This is a genomic window from Ruegeria sp. G10 (assembly GCF_056533645.1).
Genome location: NZ_JBQFOQ010000001.1, coordinates 174356 through 190775, shown reverse-complemented (window position 1 = coordinate 190775; position 16420 = coordinate 174356). Strand labels below are relative to the sequence as shown.

Genomic DNA, 16420 nt, shown 5'->3' with positions numbered 1-16420 from the left:
TGAGTATTTTTGAAAAGATGAAGCAACGGGTGCGGGTATGAGGGTTACCTGTCCCTATTGCGGTGAGCGTGATCGGCGCGAGTTTTACTATCGTGGCGCGGCGGTGGATCTGAATCGTCCGGCCCCGGATGCGGGGGATGATGCCTGGGATGGTTTCGTACATCTGCGTGACAATCCTGCAGGTGTGACTAGGGAGCTTTGGTATCACGAAGGCGGCTGCGGCGCGTGGATCGTTGTGACGCGCGATACGGTCACGCATGAGATGTTGGGCTCTCAACTGGCGTCCGAGGTGAAGGCATGAGGATTTCGGGCAAGGGACTGGTTGATCGGACGCAAACGGTGCCGTTTGTTTTTGATGGCGTCGGTTACGAAGGGTTTCAGGGGGACACGCTGGCCTCCGCCCTGTTGGCCAATGGCGTTCGGCTCATGGGACGGTCATTCAAATATCATCGCCCGCGTGGTGTGCTGACGGCGGGCAGTGAAGAACCCAACGCATTGGTGACTGTCGGTCACGGGGCGGCGCAAGAACCCAATGTGCGTGCCACCATGCAAGAGATTTACCCCGGGCTTGAGGCGCGCAGCCAGAATCGCTGGCCCAGCCTTGGGTTTGATGTGATGGCGGTCAATGATCTGGCCGCGCCGTTTCTGGGGGCGGGGTTTTATTACAAGACCTTCATGTGGCCCAAAAGCTTTTGGGAAAAGCTTTATGAACCCGTGATCCGCCGCGCCGCTGGGCTGGGGGCGCTGTCCGGCGAGGATAATGCCGACAAGTACGAAAGCGCCTATGCCTTCTGTGATCTGTTGGTCATTGGTGCCGGGCCTGCGGGGTTGATGGCCGCGCTGACTGCCGCGCGCGCCGGGGCGGATGTTATTCTGGCGGATGAGAATGCACGGATGGGTGGGCGGTTGTTGGCCGAGACCTATGAGGTCGACGGCAAGCTGGGCCCTGTCTGGGCGGATGAGGTTCTGGCGGAACTCAGCGGCATGGACAATGTGCGTCTGATGACCCGCACCACGGTCGCGGGTGTCTATGATCAGGGCACCTATGCGGCGCTGGAGCGGGTGTTGCATCATTCGGATCGCCGCCCGAACGGGGCGCCGCTGGAAACGTATTGGCGGATCGTGGCGAAGCGATCTGTTCTGGCCGCAGGCGCGTTGGAGCGCCCGGTCGCCTTCCGCGACAATGACCGTCCGGGGATCATGGCCGCCGGTGCTGTGCGGGCCTATTTGAACCGTTGGGGCGTCAGCCCGGGGCGCAACGTGACGATCTTCGGCAACACCAATGACATTCACCGGACCGCCCGGGATTTGCTGGACGCCGGTGTGCATGTCGCCGCAGTGATCGACAGCCGCCATGATGCGCCGTTGTCTGATGAGTACGAAGTGCTGCGTGGTGCTCAGGTCTGTGGCAGTTCCGGTCGCAAGGGGCTGGAATCGATCACGGTGCGGCGTGCCAGCGGCGAGGAGCGTATTCATACCGACTGTCTGGCGATGACCGGCGGATGGAATCCCTCGGTCCACCTGACCTGTCATATGAATGGCCGTCCGACTTGGAAACGTGAAATCGAAGGGTTTGTGCCCACACCCGGCGCTGTTCCGGGCATGGTGACGGCAGGGGCTTGCAACGGCGCGTTCTCGACCGCGTCCTGCCTGCGGGAAGGGGTTGAGGCGGCTGAAAGCGTACTGGCTGATCTGGGTTTGAAAGCGCCTAAGACCCTTCTTCCGCAGGCCGAGGATACGCCTTATGAGATTACTCAGCTTTGGGCCGTTCCCGGCAAGGGGCGCGCGTGGCTGGATTTTCAGAATGATGTGACGGTGAAAGACGTCAAACAGGCCGCGACGGAGAACTTCCGGTCCGTCGAGCACATGAAGCGTTACACCACGCAAGGTATGGCGACTGATCAGGGCAAGAACTCGAACGTGGCGGCGCTGGCCATTTTGGCCGATGCCACCGGGCGAGGGATACCCGAGACCGGGACCACCACGTTCCGCCCGCCATATTCCCCGATTGCCATTGCGGCGCTGGGCGCTGGTGCGGAAGGAAAGGGGTTCAAACCTCAGCGGTTTACCACATCGCATAAGGCGACCGTGGCGCGGAAGGCGCCTTTGATCGAGGCGGGTCTGTGGTACCGGCCCAGCTATTTCCCGCAGGACGGAGAGACCAACTGGCGGCAATCCTGTGACCGTGAGGTCAACATGGTGCGTCAGGCCGTTGGGGTCTGCGATGTCTCGACGCTTGGCAAGATCGACATTCAGGGGCCGGATGCGGGGGTATTTCTGGGTTTTGTCTATACGAACATGTTCTCGACCCTCAAAGTTGGTCGCGCGCGATATGGCCTGATGCTGCGCGAGGATGGGTTCGTCATGGATGATGGCACCACGGCACGGCTGGGTGAGACGCATTATCTGATGACCACGACCACCGCTGCGGCGGGTGAGGTGATGAAACATCTGGAGTTTGTGCATCAGGGCCTGCGCCCCGATCTGGATGTCTCGTTCACCTCGGTGACCGAGCAATGGGCGCAATTCGCTGTCGCCGGGCCGAAATCGCGCGAATTGCTGAACGACCTGCTGGATACTCCGCTGGATGATGAAAACTGGCCGTTCATGGCCTGTGGGGCGGTCTCGGTCCTGGGCGTTCAGGGACGTCTGTTCCGGATCTCATTCTCGGGCGAGCATGCCTATGAAATCGCCGTGCCCGCGCGCTATGGCGCAAGCCTGTTCGACATTCTGACCGAACGGGCCGAGGCGCTGGGCGGAGGCCTTTACGGGATGGAGGCACTGAACGTTCTGCGCATCGAGAAGGGCTTTATCACGCATTCCGAAATCCATGGTCGGACAACCGCATATGATATCGGCATGGGGCGGATGGTGTCGCAGAAGAAAGACTGTATCGGCAAGACCATGTCCGAACGTCCCGGTCTGGAAGAGGCAGGGCGCGAACGGTTGGTTGGGCTGAAACCCATCGGGGAAAGCAAGGAATTGCTGGCCGGAGCGCATCTGTACAACGAAGAGGCCGAGCCGGTGCGCACCAATGATCAGGGCTATCTGACCTCGGTCTGCTATTCGCCCACGCTCGGGACCATGTTGGGGCTGGGTTTCCTTGCGGACGGGCCGGACAGGTACGGGGAAATCGTGAAGATGGTCGATCACCTGCGCGGTGTGACCACCCTGTGTGAAGTGGTGAATCCGGTCTTCTTTGACCCCGAAGGAGGGCGCGTTCGTGGATAAGCTGATCGCCGAAACCCCCTGCGACGGGCTGCTGCCGTTGACAGTCGGATCTGTGACAGTCAGCGAAGAAGATGCGGGTGCGATCCATTCGATCTCGCCCTTCAAAGGCAAGCAAAAGACGGTGTCCGAGGCGTTGAAGGCCGCGCATGGGATGGCCTATCCGGCAGCCAATCGGGCGACGGGAAAGACAGGGGCGCGGGTGATCTGGTTCGGACCGTCCCATGCGATGCTGATGGGGCCTGTGCCCGATGCGGTGCTTGGTGAACACGCGGCCGTTGTGGATCAATCGGATGCGTGGACGGTCGTTCGGTTAGAGGGTGCTGGCGTCGAGGACGTGCTGGCCCGCGTGGTACCTGTTGATCTGCGCAGCGCACAGTTCAAGCGGGGACACACCGCCCGGACTTTGCTGTTTCACATGACAGCTTCGATCACCCGTGTCGGAGGAAACGCGTTTCAGATCATGGTTTTCCGGTCCATGGCTGAGACACTGGTTCACGATTTGAAAAGGGCGATGGAAGGCGTCGCCGCGCGCGGGTAAACTGCCCGGAACGAAACGAATCCTCGGAGAACTTTATGTTGCGTATCGCCATTGTCGCGGCCCTGCTTGCCACCCCGGTAGTTGCTCAGGAAACCAAGGAGCAAAGCTGCAAGTATCAGGCAGAGGTTGTGGCCGCGATCCAGAAGGCGCGCCTTGATCGGGTCAAGGAACGGGACGTGGCGCAGGCCGTCGCTGACAGTGGCCCGACATGGCCCGAGAATTATAACGCGGCGGTCCCGCTGATCACGCCGTGGGTTTATGAACAAAAGATGCGCGACGTGCGGAAAAAGGACCTTGGTGCAGCGTGGCTGGAGCTGTGCCTGCAGCAGTAATCCACAAGGCGCGCATTTCCTTGTGGACAACCGCGCGCCTTCCCCTTGGCGCGCGTTTTCATTTCTGGCAGGTTTGACCCATGTCTTTGCCCCCCGGATTTCTGGATGAACTGCGCACGCGCCTCAGCCTGTCTCAGGTTGTCGGGCGCAAGGTCATGTGGGACCAGCGTAAATCCAATCAGGGCAAAGGCGATATGTGGGCGCCGTGCCCGTTTCACCACGAAAAGACAGCCTCGTTCCACGTCGATGACCAGAAGGGGTTCTATTACTGTTTCGGCTGCCATGCCAAAGGCGACGCGATCAGTTTCGTGAAAGAGACCGAGAATGTCTCGTTCATCGAAGCGGTCGAGATTCTGGCGCGCGAGGCCGGGATGCCGATGCCCGCGCGCGATCCCAAGGCGCAGGAAAAGCAAGACCGCCGCGCGCAACTGGCCGAGGTGATGGAGCAGGCGGTGCAGTTTTTCCGCCTGCAGCTAAAGACCGGGGCAGGGGCGGCGGCACGCGATTATCTGACCCGCCGGGGCTTGAATGCGCAGGGGCTGGACCGGTGGGAGATCGGCTTTGCCCCCGATGGCTGGCAGGCGCTGTGGGATCATCTGACCGGCAAGAACGTGGCCGAGGATCTGATCCTGGGGGCCGGGCTGGCGAAACCGTCGAACAAGGGTAAGAAGCCCTATGACACCTTCCGCAACCGGATCATGTACCCAATCCGCGATCCGCGCGGGCGGTGCATCGCGTTTGGCGGTCGGGCGATGGACCCCAATGACAACGCCAAATACCTGAACTCACCCGAGACCGAATTGTTCGATAAAGGCCGCAGCCTCTATAACCACGGCCCCGCGCGGCAAGCGGCGGGGAAGGGGCAGCCTCTGATCGTCGCCGAGGGGTACATGGACGTGATTGCTTTGGCCGAGGCCGGGTTCGGCGCGTCGGTCGCACCGTTGGGAACGGCGATCACCGAGCATCAGTTGCAACTGCTCTGGCGGATTTCCGATGAGCCGATCATCGCGCTGGACGGCGACACGGCGGGCCTGCGCGCTGCGATGCGGGCGGTCGATCTAGCTTTGCCGTTGTTGGAAGCGGGCAAGTCCCTGCGCTTTGCCCTGATGCCCGAAGGTAAGGACCCTGACGACCTGCTGCGCGCCGAAGGGCCGGGGGCGGTACAGGCCGTTCTGGAAGGCGCAATTCCGATGGTCAAACTGCTGTGGCAGCGCGAGACGGACGGCAAGGTCTTCGACAGCCCCGAGCGCAAGGCGGCGCTGGACAAGTCGCTGCGGGACAAGATCAAGCTGATCCGCGACCCCTCGATCCGGTCCCATTACGGGCAGGAAATTAAGGACCTACGCTGGCAATTGTTTCGCCCACAGCGACAATCGCCCAACCGCCAATGGCAACCGCGCGGAAAATGGCAACCACCGGCGCAGCCCGCGACACCGGGCGCGCGCGCGTCGTTTCTGGCCTCGTCCGAGAACGCGGATATTCAACTGCGTGAGGCGGCCATTCTGGCAATTGCCATTCTAAATCCGCAGGTTGTCGTGCAATTCGAAACCCAGCTTGAAGAAATGGAGTGCCACGATCCCGACCACGCGGCGCTGCGTGGGGCGATCCTGCGCCATGCGATTGACGACCCCGAAAACCTGCAGGACCACATCATGCAAACTTTGGGGCCTGAACCCCTTGAAAACCTGCTGGCCCTTCGCCATGTGGCAGTGATCCCCTGTGTGTATAAACCGGGCGACGTTGAAAAGGCCGAGATGACGCTGGCCGAGGAACTCGCAAAGATCAAAGCGCTCCGGGGGTTGGATGCTGAGATTGCCGAAGCGGCGGAGGAGTTGTCTGATCTGGCCGATGAGGCGCTGACATATCGGCTGGCGCAAGCCGCCGAAGAGCGTAACCGCACAAGCCGCAGCCAGAATGAGGACAGGGCCGTTTTCGACATCGCCGACAATGGTGCGCGAATCAACCGCGACGAGAAAGACGCGTTTGAAGCCATCATGTCTGGTATCAATTTCGAGCGGAAACGCCGGTAAACTGGTGTTTTCGTAAGGCACTGGAAAAGAAAAACAGGTAAACGGGTGGCCGAATCACTTCTACGCGCTAATGATTCGGCTTTAACGAATCACCCATCCCTGCAGGAGCATTGAATGGCCGCCAAGGATACGAACGAAGACCGCAAATCCGACGAGCAGGAACAGGAAATCTCGCTGGACATGAGCCAGGCCCAGGTCAAGAAGATGATCGCCGAGGCCCGCGAGAAAGGCTACATCACATACGACCAGCTTAATCAGGTGCTGCCGCCTGATCAGGTCAGCTCGGAACAGATCGAAGACGTGATGTCGATGCTGTCCGAGATGGGCATCAACATCATCGAAGATGAAGAGGCCGAGGAAGAAGAAAACAAGGGTTCAACGGAACTGGTCACCACGGAAGGCCCGCGCGAGGTTGCGCTGGCCGGTGCCGCGACCGAGAAACTGGACCGTACCGACGACCCCGTGCGCATGTATCTGCGCGAGATGGGATCGGTCGAACTGCTGAGCCGCGAGGGCGAGATTGCCATCGCCAAACGGATTGAGGCGGGGCGGAACACCATGATCGCCGGGCTGTGCGAAAGCCCGCTGACCTTCCAGGCGATCACCATCTGGCATGACGAACTTCTGTCCGAAGACATTCTGCTGCGCGACGTCATCGATCTGGAAACCACCTTTGGCAACCAGATGGACGAAGACGGCGATGTGTCCGAGCCGGTCGTCGATACCTCGGCGGTGCAGGCGGCGAAGCCTGCCAAGGATGAGGGCCCCGAGTTGGATGCCGATGGCAATCCGATTGCCAACGATGACGACGATGATGACGACGATCAGGCCAATATGTCCCTCGCCGCGATGGAAGCGGCGCTGAAGGATCAGGTGCTGACCACGCTGGAACGGATCTCGACCGACTTTGCCATGTTGTCCGAGATGCAGGACAGCCGGATTTCGGCGACGCTAAACGAAGACGGTTCGTTCAGCGAAAAAGACGAAGACACCTATCAGAAGCTGCGCGCCGAGATTGTCGAGCTGGTGAACGGCCTTCACCTGCACAACAACCGGATCGAGGCGCTGATCGACCAGCTTTACGGCATCAACCGCCGGGTCATGTCGCTGGACAGTTCGATGGTGAAACTGGCCGACCAAGCCCGCATCAACCGGCGTGAGTTCATCGATGCCTATCGTGGCCGTGAGCTTGACCCGAACTGGCTGTCCGAGATGGCTGAAAAGCCGGGCCGGGGTTGGCAGATGTTCATCGAACGCTCGACCGAGAAGGTTGAGGAACTGCGCAACGACATGGCTCAGGTCGGGCAATATGTTGGTCTCGACATCCCTGAATTCCGCCGCATCGTGCAGCAGGTTCAGAAGGGTGAGAAAGAGGCGCGGCAGGCCAAGAAAGAAATGGTCGAAGCGAACCTGCGTCTGGTGATCTCGATCGCCAAAAAATACACGAATCGCGGCCTGCAATTCCTTGATCTTATTCAGGAAGGCAACATTGGCCTGATGAAGGCGGTGGACAAGTTCGAGTATCGTCGTGGTTATAAATTCTCGACCTATGCGACGTGGTGGATTCGTCAGGCGATCACGCGGTCTATCGCGGATCAGGCGCGGACGATCCGTATCCCGGTTCATATGATCGAGACAATCAACAAACTGGTTCGGACCGGTCGTCAGATGCTGCACGAAATCGGCCGAGAGCCGACGCCGGAAGAATTGGCCGAAAAGCTGCAGATGCCGCTTGAGAAAGTGCGCAAGGTGATGAAAATCGCCAAAGAGCCGATCTCACTGGAAACGCCCATCGGCGACGAAGAAGACAGCCAACTGGGGGATTTCATCGAGGACAAGAATGCTGTGCTACCGCTGGACAGCGCCATTCAAGAAAACCTCAAGGAAACCACGACCCGGGTTCTGGCCTCGCTCACCCCGCGTGAGGAGCGGGTTCTGCGGATGCGGTTTGGCATCGGCATGAACACTGATCACACGCTGGAAGAGGTGGGTCAGCAGTTCAGCGTGACCCGCGAACGTATCCGTCAGATCGAGGCGAAAGCGCTGCGAAAGCTCAAGCATCCCAGTCGGTCGCGGAAGTTGCGGTCGTTCCTGGATCAGTAAGTCAAAGGCGCCCTGGGGCGCCTTTTTCTTTGCCTCGCTCACGCTGTCCAAACTTCAAATCAATTTGGCGAGAACGCGCAAGGATCGCTGCGGGGGGCTCTTTATATCGGCGGTGTCCACTCATGGGACAGGCCGGGGCGAGGTGGCAACGCTGATGACCCTCGGCCACCCTCACCTCAGGGGATGGTCGACGCGATTGCGAAATGCACTGGGGGCTTGTCCGGTCCAGCGTTTGAACGCGGTGGAAAAAGCAGCCTGATCGGAATAGCCCAGCGCATAGGAGATTTCGGACAGGGACATGCCGTTCTTGATGAAGGTCTGCGCAAGATCGCAGCGCAAATCCTCGACAATCTCGCGATAGCTGGTGCCCTCATCTGCCAGCCGACGGGCCAAGGTGCGCGGGCTGAGGCCCAGTTGCGCGGCGGCGTCCTCGGCCTGAATGAGACCGCCGGGCATCGACCCGGTGATCAGCCCCTCGACCCTGGCTCGTGTTTTCTGGCGCGGGGATTGCCGCTCGGCCAGCAGGCGTTCGCCATACTCCAGAAGATGGGTGCGCAGGCTGGGATCGTAAGTCGGGATCGGGATCTCCAGCGAGGGTAGGGACAGGATGATCTCCAACCGCTCGGCCCCGAATGTAACGGGGAAACCGCCGATTTTCTCAAACCTGCCAGCGTGTTGCCCGACCTCGTGCTGAAACCGTATTTCAATCGGATGCAGCTGGGTCTGTGTCAACGCTCGCATCCGCGCGATGGCGGCAAACAACAAGAATTCGGTACGGCGGTGATAGCGGGAAAAGCCGGGGTCCTTCCAATCAGCCTCAAGCGAGGCGGAATTGCCCGAGACGCGCAGGCGGAAGGCCAGAGCTGGATCGATGATGCCATGAAACCGCGCGGTGTTTTCCATGACCTGTTTCAGATCACGCGAGTATTTACTGATATAGGCCGTGATGCTTGACGAGGCGTTGAATCCCAGCCCGGCGCGCGCGCCAAAAGTAATATCGGCCACCGCGTCGCAGGCATGGCGAACAAACTGCGCCTCTTTATGCGCACTGTATAGCGTGGCGGGCGGTGCAATCTGAGAGCGGTCCAGATCGCAGCGACTTAGCACGCGATCAACGACTGAGGTGCCCACCTGTTCCTCAAGCGTGCGTGACAGCAACTGAATTCTCGAAATGTCGACGTCCATCTGAAACCAAACACTGTTAACCCACACAGCCTAACGCCAAATCTGCGCTCAGTGCGAGTCTTTCAGATGTCCAATCCGCACAAGGAGTTGACCGAAATTGCCAAGACATGCCGGTGGATCCCGGCCTAATCTCTAGATGTTGTCGGGTCAGCGCCTCACGGGGAAGAGGTCAGAGCCTGGGCGAATGGTCCACCAAACCGTTTCAACGGGTTCCCCGACACTTCAAACCTTGCGCCCTGCGTGTCGCATTGCCACCGACAGACAGGCGTGCCAAATTCGACGAACATGCTGGCAATCCTTTGAAAAACGATGCGCGACCTGACGATTTCTGAACCGGATCTGATCGTCTTTGACGGCGAATGCGTGCTCTGTTCGGGGTTCTTTCGATTCATGCTGCACCGCGATACCGAGCATCGCTTTAGATTTGCCACTGCGCAGTCCGCTCTGGGGCAGCGCCTGTATGCGCAGCTTGGCCTGCCAGTTGCCGATTTCGAGACCAACCTTGTGATCGTCGACGGGCGGGTCCATCAGAGGTTGGATGCCTTTGCCGCCGCTATGCGTGTCTTGCCGGGGGCATGGTGGGTGTTGGGTCTGTGCAGGTACCTGCCACGCTGGATGAAAGACCCGTTGTATCATGCGATTGCCAGAAATCGATATACGCTTTTTGGACGTCGCGACAGCTGCCTCGTCCCGAATTTCGAGGTAAGGGCGCGGTTTGCCAGCGATGGATACTGAGCCCGATCCCTTCCTGCAGGCGCTGGGCAAGTCACCCAATCTGCCTGCAGCGATCCGGGCTTTCCATCAAGGCGGGGGTCGGTACCACGGGCGCTGCAGTATCACACGCGGGCGGGGGCGGCTGATCGCATTGGCGCTGTGGGCCGGAGGGTTTCCGCCTGCGGGCGACGATGTTCCAGTGGCGATTACCATTCGCCGCAATGATAAGGATTGGCTGTGGGTGCGCGAGTTTGCGGGTCACCGCACACGATCACGCCTGCGTTTTGATGAGCGCCGCGGCTGCGTTCGAGAGCGTATGGGCGCCCTGACCCTCTTGCTGCGCCCGGTGCTGACTCAATCCGGCATTGCAATCGACATCCATCGCGTCAGTGTGCTTGGCATCCCATGCCCAAGGATGCTGCGGCTCAGATCGACCTCTTCCGAAGGTCAGGATGATCAGTCGCGCTTCTGCTTCGATATCGGCGCTCATGCTCCGGGTCTTGGGGTGCTGATCCGCTATACGGGGTGGCTGGTGCCGGATGGGGAAAAACAGGGTGTTGCCTGACATGATTGTGGGGCACAGTGATTTGAAAGTGCAATTTACTATTCTAGCTATCAAGTTGAAACTGGAAGATGGTGATGATGAAACAGTTTAGCTCGCTGATGCTTATGATCCTGGTGATGCTGGGCGTGTCTGCCAGCCCAAGTGCAGCGCGTAACGGCTATCAGGCGCACGCGCTCAATGGCACCGATTTCGAAGTTACTCCGGGGCCGCGCATGGACTCGGGTGGTTATTGGTGTACCGCTGCTGATTATGCGCGTCGAAACCTGGGCGCAGGCTGGCAAGACAGAATCTATGTGCTGCGCGGTTACGGACCGAGCGTGACGACAGGACGCAAGACCGCCGTGCAATTTTCAATGCAGATGCCAGCAAACGGATCGCAGCAGGGATTTGTTTCAGCCGGGTTCAAACCGGGATACAGCATGTCTGTGCAGCGCGCCAATGGTCGATGCAACGGTCGCGCAAACACGCGTTGACCCGTGCGCCAAACCGAATTCACAATCCAGACGAACGGGGCCGGCCTTTATGAGTTCACCGGCCAAGTGCGCGCTTGGCTGCCCTCTGCATCAGACGGGCTGCTGACTCTGTTCGTGCGGCACACCTCGTGCTCGCTTCTCATCCAGGAAAACGCCGATCCCGAGGTTCAGACCGATCTGCACGCGTTTTTTGACAGGCTGGTACCGTCGTCTGACCATCCATCCATGGCCTATCTGCGCCACACCTATGAGGGGCCGGATGACATGCCTGCCCATATCAAGGCGGCCATGATGCCGGTGTCGCTGTCGGTCCCGGTCTCGGGCGGGCGGCCTGTTTTGGGCACATGGCAGGGCATCTACCTGTTTGAACACCGCAGCGCACCCCATCAGCGCAAGGTTGCCGCGCATTTTGCGTGACGCTTTATATTGCGGTGAAAATTTCCGACTACCCAAATCCTAGCGGCTGCCCTATAGTTGTGGATAAGTAAGCCGTAGTGCTTACAAAAGAGGCGGAACTAGGGACGAGGAGACGGCGGATGCGCTGCCCGTTTTGCGGAAATATCGACACTCAGGTCAAGGATTCACGCCCTGCAGAGGATCACGTCGCGATCCGCAGGCGTCGGTTCTGCCCCGCATGTGGTGGCCGGTTCACCACCTATGAACGGGTACAACTGCGCGATCTGGTGGTCATCAAAACCAACGGCAAGCGCGAGGATTTCGACCGCGACAAGCTGGAGCGCTCGATCCGCATCTCGATGCAGAAACGACCCATCGAACCGGATCGGATCGACCAGATGATCTCGGGCATCGTACGCCGTTTGGAAAGCATGGGTGAGACGGATATACCGTCCAACAAAATCGGTGAAATCGTTATGGAGGCGCTGGCCCGGATCGACACGGTTGCGTATGTTCGCTTTGCAAGTGTCTACAAGAATTTCCAGGCGGCCGATGATTTCGAGGAGTTCGTCCACGAGTTGCGCCCGCCGCAGCCCACGACGGATGAGTGAGCGAAACAGATAAGCGATTTATGGCGCTGGCCCTGTCTCTGGGGCGGCGCGGTCAGGGGCAATGCTGGCCCAACCCGTCCGTCGGGTGTGTGATTGTGCGCGATGACCGGATTGTCGGTCGGGGCTGGACCCAGCCCGGCGGACGCCCCCACGCCGAGACCGAGGCTCTGACGCGGGCCGGATCGGCGGCGCGGGGTGCGACCGCGTATGTTTCGCTGGAACCTTGCGCGCATCACGGCAAAACGCCGCCCTGTGCGCAGGCCCTGATCGACGCGGGTGTCGCGCGTGTTGTCTGCGCTGTCGAAGACAGCGACCCGCGCGTGGCCGGGCAGGGCTTTGCCATGTTGCGCGCCGCGGGGATTGAAGTGCAGACCGGTGTCTTGACGTATGAGGCCGAGCAAGACCACGCCGGGTTCTTTCTGAAAACCGAGCAGGGCCGCCCGTTCGTGACGCTTAAGCTGGCCAGCAGCTTTGATGGCCGGATCGCGACCGAGACCGGCCACAGCCAATGGATCACCGGACCCCAGGCGAGGCGCGCGGTGCATGCCATGCGCGCCCGTCACGATGCGGTGATGGTTGGCGCCGGGACGGCGCGGGCGGATGATCCGTCGCTGACCGTGCGCGATCTGGGCATCACGCAACAGCCGGTGCGTGTGGTTGTCTCTCGCCATCTGGATTTGCCGCTGATGGGGCATCTGGCCCGCACCGCGACCGAGGTTCCAGTCTGGTTGTGCCATGGTCCGCACCCCGACCCCGAACGCGCCCGCGCGTGGGAGGGGTTGGGCGCCAAACTGATCCCCTGCGCATTGCAGGGGCATCATGTTGATGCCGCTGACCTGTTGCAACAACTGGGTCAGGCAGGATTGACGCGCGTGTTCTGCGAAGGTGGATCGGCGCTGGCCGCCTCGCTGCTGCGAGGTGATCTGGTGGATGAGCTTGCAGGCTTTACCGCCGGTCTGACCATCGGTGCAGAAGGTCTGCCCGCGATCGGTGCCTTGGGCCTGAATACGCTGGGCAATGCACCCCGATTTGATCTGGTCGAAACGCAGGTTCTGGGCCCAGACGTTTTGCACCGCTGGGTCCGCACAACGCGCTGAAGGTCAGCGCCACAGATGGGCGTAGGTTGCAAAAGCGCCTTGCAGTTTTGACAGAATCCGATTGATCGGCCCGGTAAATGCCGGGGCGCCAAGCGCCAGCCGCTCGACCGCGATTTCGACCGGGCAGGGCTGCTTGGTGACAGGATCGAAATAGCGCGGGTAGTCGATCAGCGCTGCATGCACCAAACCCGACAGCGAAGGCCGCGCGCCGCGCCGCGCCGGAACTGCGCCAAGATCAGTCGTCAGCCCCCACCCGGCATAGAACGGCGCGCCGAGCGTGGTGACCTGAACGCCGCGCAACAGTGCCTCGAACCCTATCAACGAGGTCATGGTCCAAACCACATCGACTTGCGTCAGTAACGCGGCCGGATGGGTGTCAGCGGCAACCACGTCGGCCAGACCCTCGGCGTCGATCTGCCCCTCGCGCAGCCCGGCCTCGACATCCGGGTGGGGCTTGTAGATCAGAACCGCATCCGGGTTGGCCGCGCGTGTGGCACGCAGCAGGTCCAGATTGGTGCGGACAGCACCGGTGCCCAGGCGGATAGAGGCGTCATCCTCGACCTGTCCGGGCACCAGAATGCGACGCCCCTGGGGCAGGGGGACGGCGGGATTTCCGGTGTTGTATTTGCTCAGACCCTCGGCCAGCAGCAGGGCCACCAGCCGTTCGGCCCGCTGGTTCTGATCCGGGCGCAGGGTTTCGCGCGCGGCGATCCATTCCTCAAGACGGCTGGGGCGGGTGGGGTCGTAATAGATACCCAGATCATCGGTGACCAGCGACAGAGGAGGCACCAGTTCAGCCCCCAACCCGCGTGAGCGCAGGAACCCATCCTCGATCCGGACCACATCCGGCGCGTCACCGGCGCGGCTGGCCCAACTCATATGCGGCTGTGTTTGCGGTTTCGGGGGCTGGGCGACAAAGCGCAGTTTGCCGTGTTGCCCGAACATTTGCTGTAGGTGACGGCGTTTCCAGACCCGCATGCCGGACGCGGTCCAGCCATTGTGATCCTCACGCCACGCACGGGTTGTGGCCTCGAACGCGTTCAACGCGGTCTCAAAATCGCAAAGACAGTCATGAAACGGATCATACCAGCGCGGATACAGGATCATGGCTGCAGCAAACATCTGAGCCCGCGTGAGGTTGCGCTGACGGCGCTGCACGGGAAACTCATCCTGCGTCAGACCCCAGCCCGCATAGAAAGGCTGGCCAAAGACGCGCGGTTTGTGTCCGGCCAGAATAGCCTCGAACCCCATCTGCGAGGACACAGTGTAAACGCCAATCGCGCCGTCCAGCAGCGACCACGGGTTGATCGGATCGGTCAGAAAGGATACGCGGTCGTTCTGGTCCCCATCCTCGAAGTAGCCATTTCGGTGGCCCGCGGCAGTTTCCGGGTGGGTCTTGATCAGAATGGGCGCACTGGGGTTTTCCTCTTGCGCGACGAACAGCATTTCAAGAAAGCGCGCGCGGTCGGCCCGGCTTGCGGTGACCGAGGCATCGCCCTGCGTCTGGTCGATGACAAGGACATACCCGGGGTCGGGGGGGGGGTGGTTGGGATCAAAGCCCGTGTACTTGCTCAGATGCCCTTCGCGTATCCGGGCCATGCCGTCGCGCGCGCGGTTCAGCAGCGCGGTGTCGTCCAGAGGGTGGGTGGCCAGCAAAACCTCGAGGTCGGACGGGGCGCTGGGGTCGAAATGCAGGCCGGACCGATCCAGCAGCAGTCCCAGCGGCGGTTCGCCTGCGCGCCCGGGGCGGACCGAGCGCAAAAATGCATCCTCGACCCGTAAGACGGGCGCGCCACTCTTTTCGGCAACTTGCAGGCCGCGATGGGCCGTCGGGCTGTTGCCCCAGACGCCGATTAGGTCGCCTGTTTCAGGTCGACCGAGTTTCAGGTCGTAGCCCGCCAAAGACAGAATGCGTCGGACTCTGCGCTGTGTCAGAAACCCGCCATTGTAAACAAAAAGCCGAGAGCGTGCGCCCCCGGCCGATTGTTCCTGTTCGGGCAGCATGTATCAGCCACCCGTCAGGGTCGCCACGTTCGCGATTGGCGTCAGCCCTCCCGCGATCAGCGAGATCGACTTGGTCCATTGTGCATACGGCGCTTCGGTCACATAGATTGTGTCATCGTCGCGGATGACAAAGTCACGGGCTACGAACAGGCCGTTCGGCGCGGTCAGGTTCAGCAGATAGATCATGCGCTGATCACCCTGCAGGTCTGCCCGGCCCATCACGTTGCGCGCGATGTCTTGTCGTTCTTTGCGCAGCACAAAAATGCCGGTCGGATCCGAGGACAATGATTGCAATCCGCCGACCTGGGCCAAAGCCTCGAGCGCAGAAAGATCCTGGCTTTCGAATGGCACACGCGATTGCCCGCCGGTCGAACCCAGCGCTACAAATGATCGGCTGTCCTGTTCGACCAGAATGCGATCACCGCCGCGCAGCGCAATATCGGTTTCTGGGTTGCGGAACAGATCATTGTACCAGATCGTTCCGCGCTGTTTGCCGCGTATGACGGTCACCAATGCGATGTCGGGCGCGACAGCCACACCACCAGCGCTGGCCAGCATGGTCGACAATGTGCCGGTGGGCCGCTCGATCGGGTAGATGCCCGGCGCGCCAATCGTGCCTGTCAGCGACACGGTGGAGCCATCGCCGGGGGTGCGGCTTACCTGAACCTGAGGATCCGGCGTCTGTTCTTCCAGTTTAGAGGCGATCAGCGTACGCAACTGTTCGGGCGTATTTCCCGCCGCGCGCACGCGTCCGGCATAGGGCACGAATATAAAGCCGTCGCTGTCGACCTGAAGTTCGCTGAGATTGGCGGCGCCGCCCGCGGCCGTGGTCAGCAAACCATCTTCGACATTTTCCCAGACCGTCAGATTCAGCGTGTCGCCGGGGCGAACAGTATCCGAAGCTATGCTTTCCGCGCCTCGGAAGGATTGCGAGAAACCGAATTGCGGTACGGCGGCTGTGGCACGCGCGACGCGATCATCCACCTCGACAACAAACGCATCGCCGCCGTTTACAGTAGACCCAGCCAGAATTTCAGACTTGCTTGGACCAGCTTTCGGAAGCTGGCATGCCGCCAGCAATCCAAGGGCTGCCACAAAAGAAGCTGCCCGCATCCATCGGGTAGAAAAGCGCTGCACTGCC

At 60.7% G+C, this 16420-nt stretch carries 15 protein-coding genes; 12 read left to right on the top strand and 3 right to left on the bottom strand.

The annotated features are described in order from the left end of the window. Positions 1 to 37: 37 nt before the first annotated feature. The 6 genes from ACR0KM_RS00895 to rpoD all read left to right on the top strand — a co-directional run bounded on the left by ACR0KM_RS00895 (position 38) and on the right by rpoD (position 8234). Positions 38 to 301 (top strand): sarcosine oxidase subunit delta, encoded by a 264-nt coding sequence (locus ACR0KM_RS00895; protein WP_480857162.1) that lies wholly within the window; start codon positions 38 to 40, stop codon positions 299 to 301. After that, complete coding sequence (locus tag ACR0KM_RS00890; protein WP_480857163.1) at positions 298 to 3231, top strand: sarcosine oxidase subunit alpha family protein; 2934 nt, start codon at positions 298 to 300, stop codon at positions 3229 to 3231. The genes ACR0KM_RS00895 and ACR0KM_RS00890 overlap by 4 nt, the downstream gene beginning before the upstream one ends. Continuing rightward, positions 3224 to 3769, top strand: a complete 546-nt coding sequence (locus ACR0KM_RS00885; RefSeq protein ID WP_480857164.1) for a sarcosine oxidase subunit gamma — start codon at positions 3224 to 3226, stop codon at positions 3767 to 3769. Before ACR0KM_RS00890 ends, ACR0KM_RS00885 begins: the two co-directional genes overlap by 8 nt. A gap of 35 nt (positions 3770 to 3804) precedes the next feature. Continuing rightward, positions 3805 to 4101, top strand: coding sequence for a hypothetical protein (locus ACR0KM_RS00880; protein WP_480857165.1), 297 nt, complete (start codon positions 3805 to 3807; stop codon positions 4099 to 4101). Between the two features lie 80 nt (positions 4102 to 4181). Then, a complete protein-coding gene (gene dnaG, locus ACR0KM_RS00875; protein ID WP_480857166.1) occupies positions 4182 to 6131 on the top strand; it encodes a DNA primase in 1950 nt (649 codons plus the stop codon). Between the two features lie 114 nt (positions 6132 to 6245). Then, a complete protein-coding gene (gene rpoD, locus ACR0KM_RS00870) occupies positions 6246 to 8234 on the top strand; it encodes an RNA polymerase sigma factor RpoD (RefSeq protein WP_480528654.1) in 1989 nt (662 codons plus the stop codon). A 171-nt stretch (positions 8235 to 8405) separates the two neighbouring features. On the opposite strand, the gene ACR0KM_RS00865 is transcribed toward rpoD, so the two are convergent. After that, positions 8406 to 9419, bottom strand: coding sequence for a helix-turn-helix domain-containing protein (locus ACR0KM_RS00865; protein WP_480819563.1), 1014 nt, complete (start codon positions 9417 to 9419; stop codon positions 8406 to 8408). Between the two features lie 309 nt (positions 9420 to 9728). Between ACR0KM_RS00865 and ACR0KM_RS00860 the strand changes: the two genes are divergently transcribed. The 6 genes from ACR0KM_RS00860 to ribD all read left to right on the top strand — a co-directional run bounded on the left by ACR0KM_RS00860 (position 9729) and on the right by ribD (position 13275). After that, on the top strand, positions 9729 to 10154 hold the full coding sequence (locus ACR0KM_RS00860) for a thiol-disulfide oxidoreductase DCC family protein (protein ID WP_480819564.1): 426 nt from the start codon (positions 9729 to 9731) through the stop codon (positions 10152 to 10154). Beyond that, positions 10144 to 10698 carry a DUF4166 domain-containing protein gene (locus tag ACR0KM_RS00855; protein ID WP_480857167.1) on the top strand — a complete coding sequence of 185 codons (555 nt, stop codon included), beginning with the start codon at positions 10144 to 10146 and terminating at the stop codon, positions 10696 to 10698. The genes ACR0KM_RS00860 and ACR0KM_RS00855 overlap by 11 nt, the downstream gene beginning before the upstream one ends. 68 nt (positions 10699 to 10766) lie before the next feature. Continuing rightward, positions 10767 to 11171, top strand: a complete 405-nt coding sequence (locus tag ACR0KM_RS00850) for a hypothetical protein (RefSeq protein WP_480857169.1) — start codon at positions 10767 to 10769, stop codon at positions 11169 to 11171. A 3-nt stretch (positions 11172 to 11174) separates the two neighbouring features. After that, positions 11175 to 11588, top strand: a complete 414-nt coding sequence (locus ACR0KM_RS00845) for a secondary thiamine-phosphate synthase enzyme YjbQ (protein ID WP_480857170.1) — start codon at positions 11175 to 11177, stop codon at positions 11586 to 11588. 119 nt (positions 11589 to 11707) lie between these two features. After that, entirely contained in the window at positions 11708 to 12178 is a 471-nt protein-coding gene (gene nrdR, locus ACR0KM_RS00840; protein WP_480469369.1) for a transcriptional regulator NrdR, read from the top strand. Further along, positions 12175 to 13275, top strand: a complete 1101-nt coding sequence (gene ribD, locus ACR0KM_RS00835; protein WP_480857173.1) for a bifunctional diaminohydroxyphosphoribosylaminopyrimidine deaminase/5-amino-6-(5-phosphoribosylamino)uracil reductase RibD — start codon at positions 12175 to 12177, stop codon at positions 13273 to 13275. Before nrdR ends, ribD begins: the two co-directional genes overlap by 4 nt. 3 nt (positions 13276 to 13278) lie before the next feature. Here the strand turns inward: ribD and ACR0KM_RS00830 are convergent, their stop codons facing one another. Together ACR0KM_RS00830 and ACR0KM_RS00825 are read right to left on the bottom strand one after the other, a co-directional pair. Beyond that, a complete protein-coding gene (locus tag ACR0KM_RS00830; protein ID WP_480857174.1) occupies positions 13279 to 15279 on the bottom strand; it encodes a capsular polysaccharide biosynthesis protein in 2001 nt (666 codons plus the stop codon). A 3-nt stretch (positions 15280 to 15282) separates the two neighbouring features. Continuing rightward, positions 15283 to 16416: a polysaccharide biosynthesis/export family protein gene (locus ACR0KM_RS00825; protein WP_480819570.1), complete on the bottom strand. Its 1134-nt coding sequence runs from the start codon at positions 16414 to 16416 to the stop codon at positions 15283 to 15285. Positions 16417 to 16420: the final 4 nt, after the last annotated feature.

Coding starts and splice junctions, on each gene's coding strand:
- ACR0KM_RS00880 (WP_480857165.1), top strand. CDS start 3,805: ATGTTGCGTATCGCCATTGTCGCGGCCCTGCTTGCCACCCCGGTAGTT.
- rpoD (WP_480528654.1), top strand. CDS start 6,246: ATGGCCGCCAAGGATACGAACGAAGACCGCAAATCCGACGAGCAGGAA.
- ACR0KM_RS00855 (WP_480857167.1), top strand. CDS start 10,144: ATGGATACTGAGCCCGATCCCTTCCTGCAGGCGCTGGGCAAGTCACCC.
- ACR0KM_RS00895 (WP_480857162.1), top strand. CDS start 38: ATGAGGGTTACCTGTCCCTATTGCGGTGAGCGTGATCGGCGCGAGTTT.
- ACR0KM_RS00865 (WP_480819563.1), bottom strand. CDS start 9,419: ATGGACGTCGACATTTCGAGAATTCAGTTGCTGTCACGCACGCTTGAG.
- ACR0KM_RS00860 (WP_480819564.1), top strand. CDS start 9,729: ATGCGCGACCTGACGATTTCTGAACCGGATCTGATCGTCTTTGACGGC.
- ACR0KM_RS00830 (WP_480857174.1), bottom strand. CDS start 15,279: ATGCTGCCCGAACAGGAACAATCGGCCGGGGGCGCACGCTCTCGGCTT.
- ACR0KM_RS00850 (WP_480857169.1), top strand. CDS start 10,767: ATGGTGATGATGAAACAGTTTAGCTCGCTGATGCTTATGATCCTGGTG.
- ACR0KM_RS00890 (WP_480857163.1), top strand. CDS start 298: ATGAGGATTTCGGGCAAGGGACTGGTTGATCGGACGCAAACGGTGCCG.
- nrdR (WP_480469369.1), top strand. CDS start 11,708: ATGCGCTGCCCGTTTTGCGGAAATATCGACACTCAGGTCAAGGATTCA.
- dnaG (WP_480857166.1), top strand. CDS start 4,182: ATGTCTTTGCCCCCCGGATTTCTGGATGAACTGCGCACGCGCCTCAGC.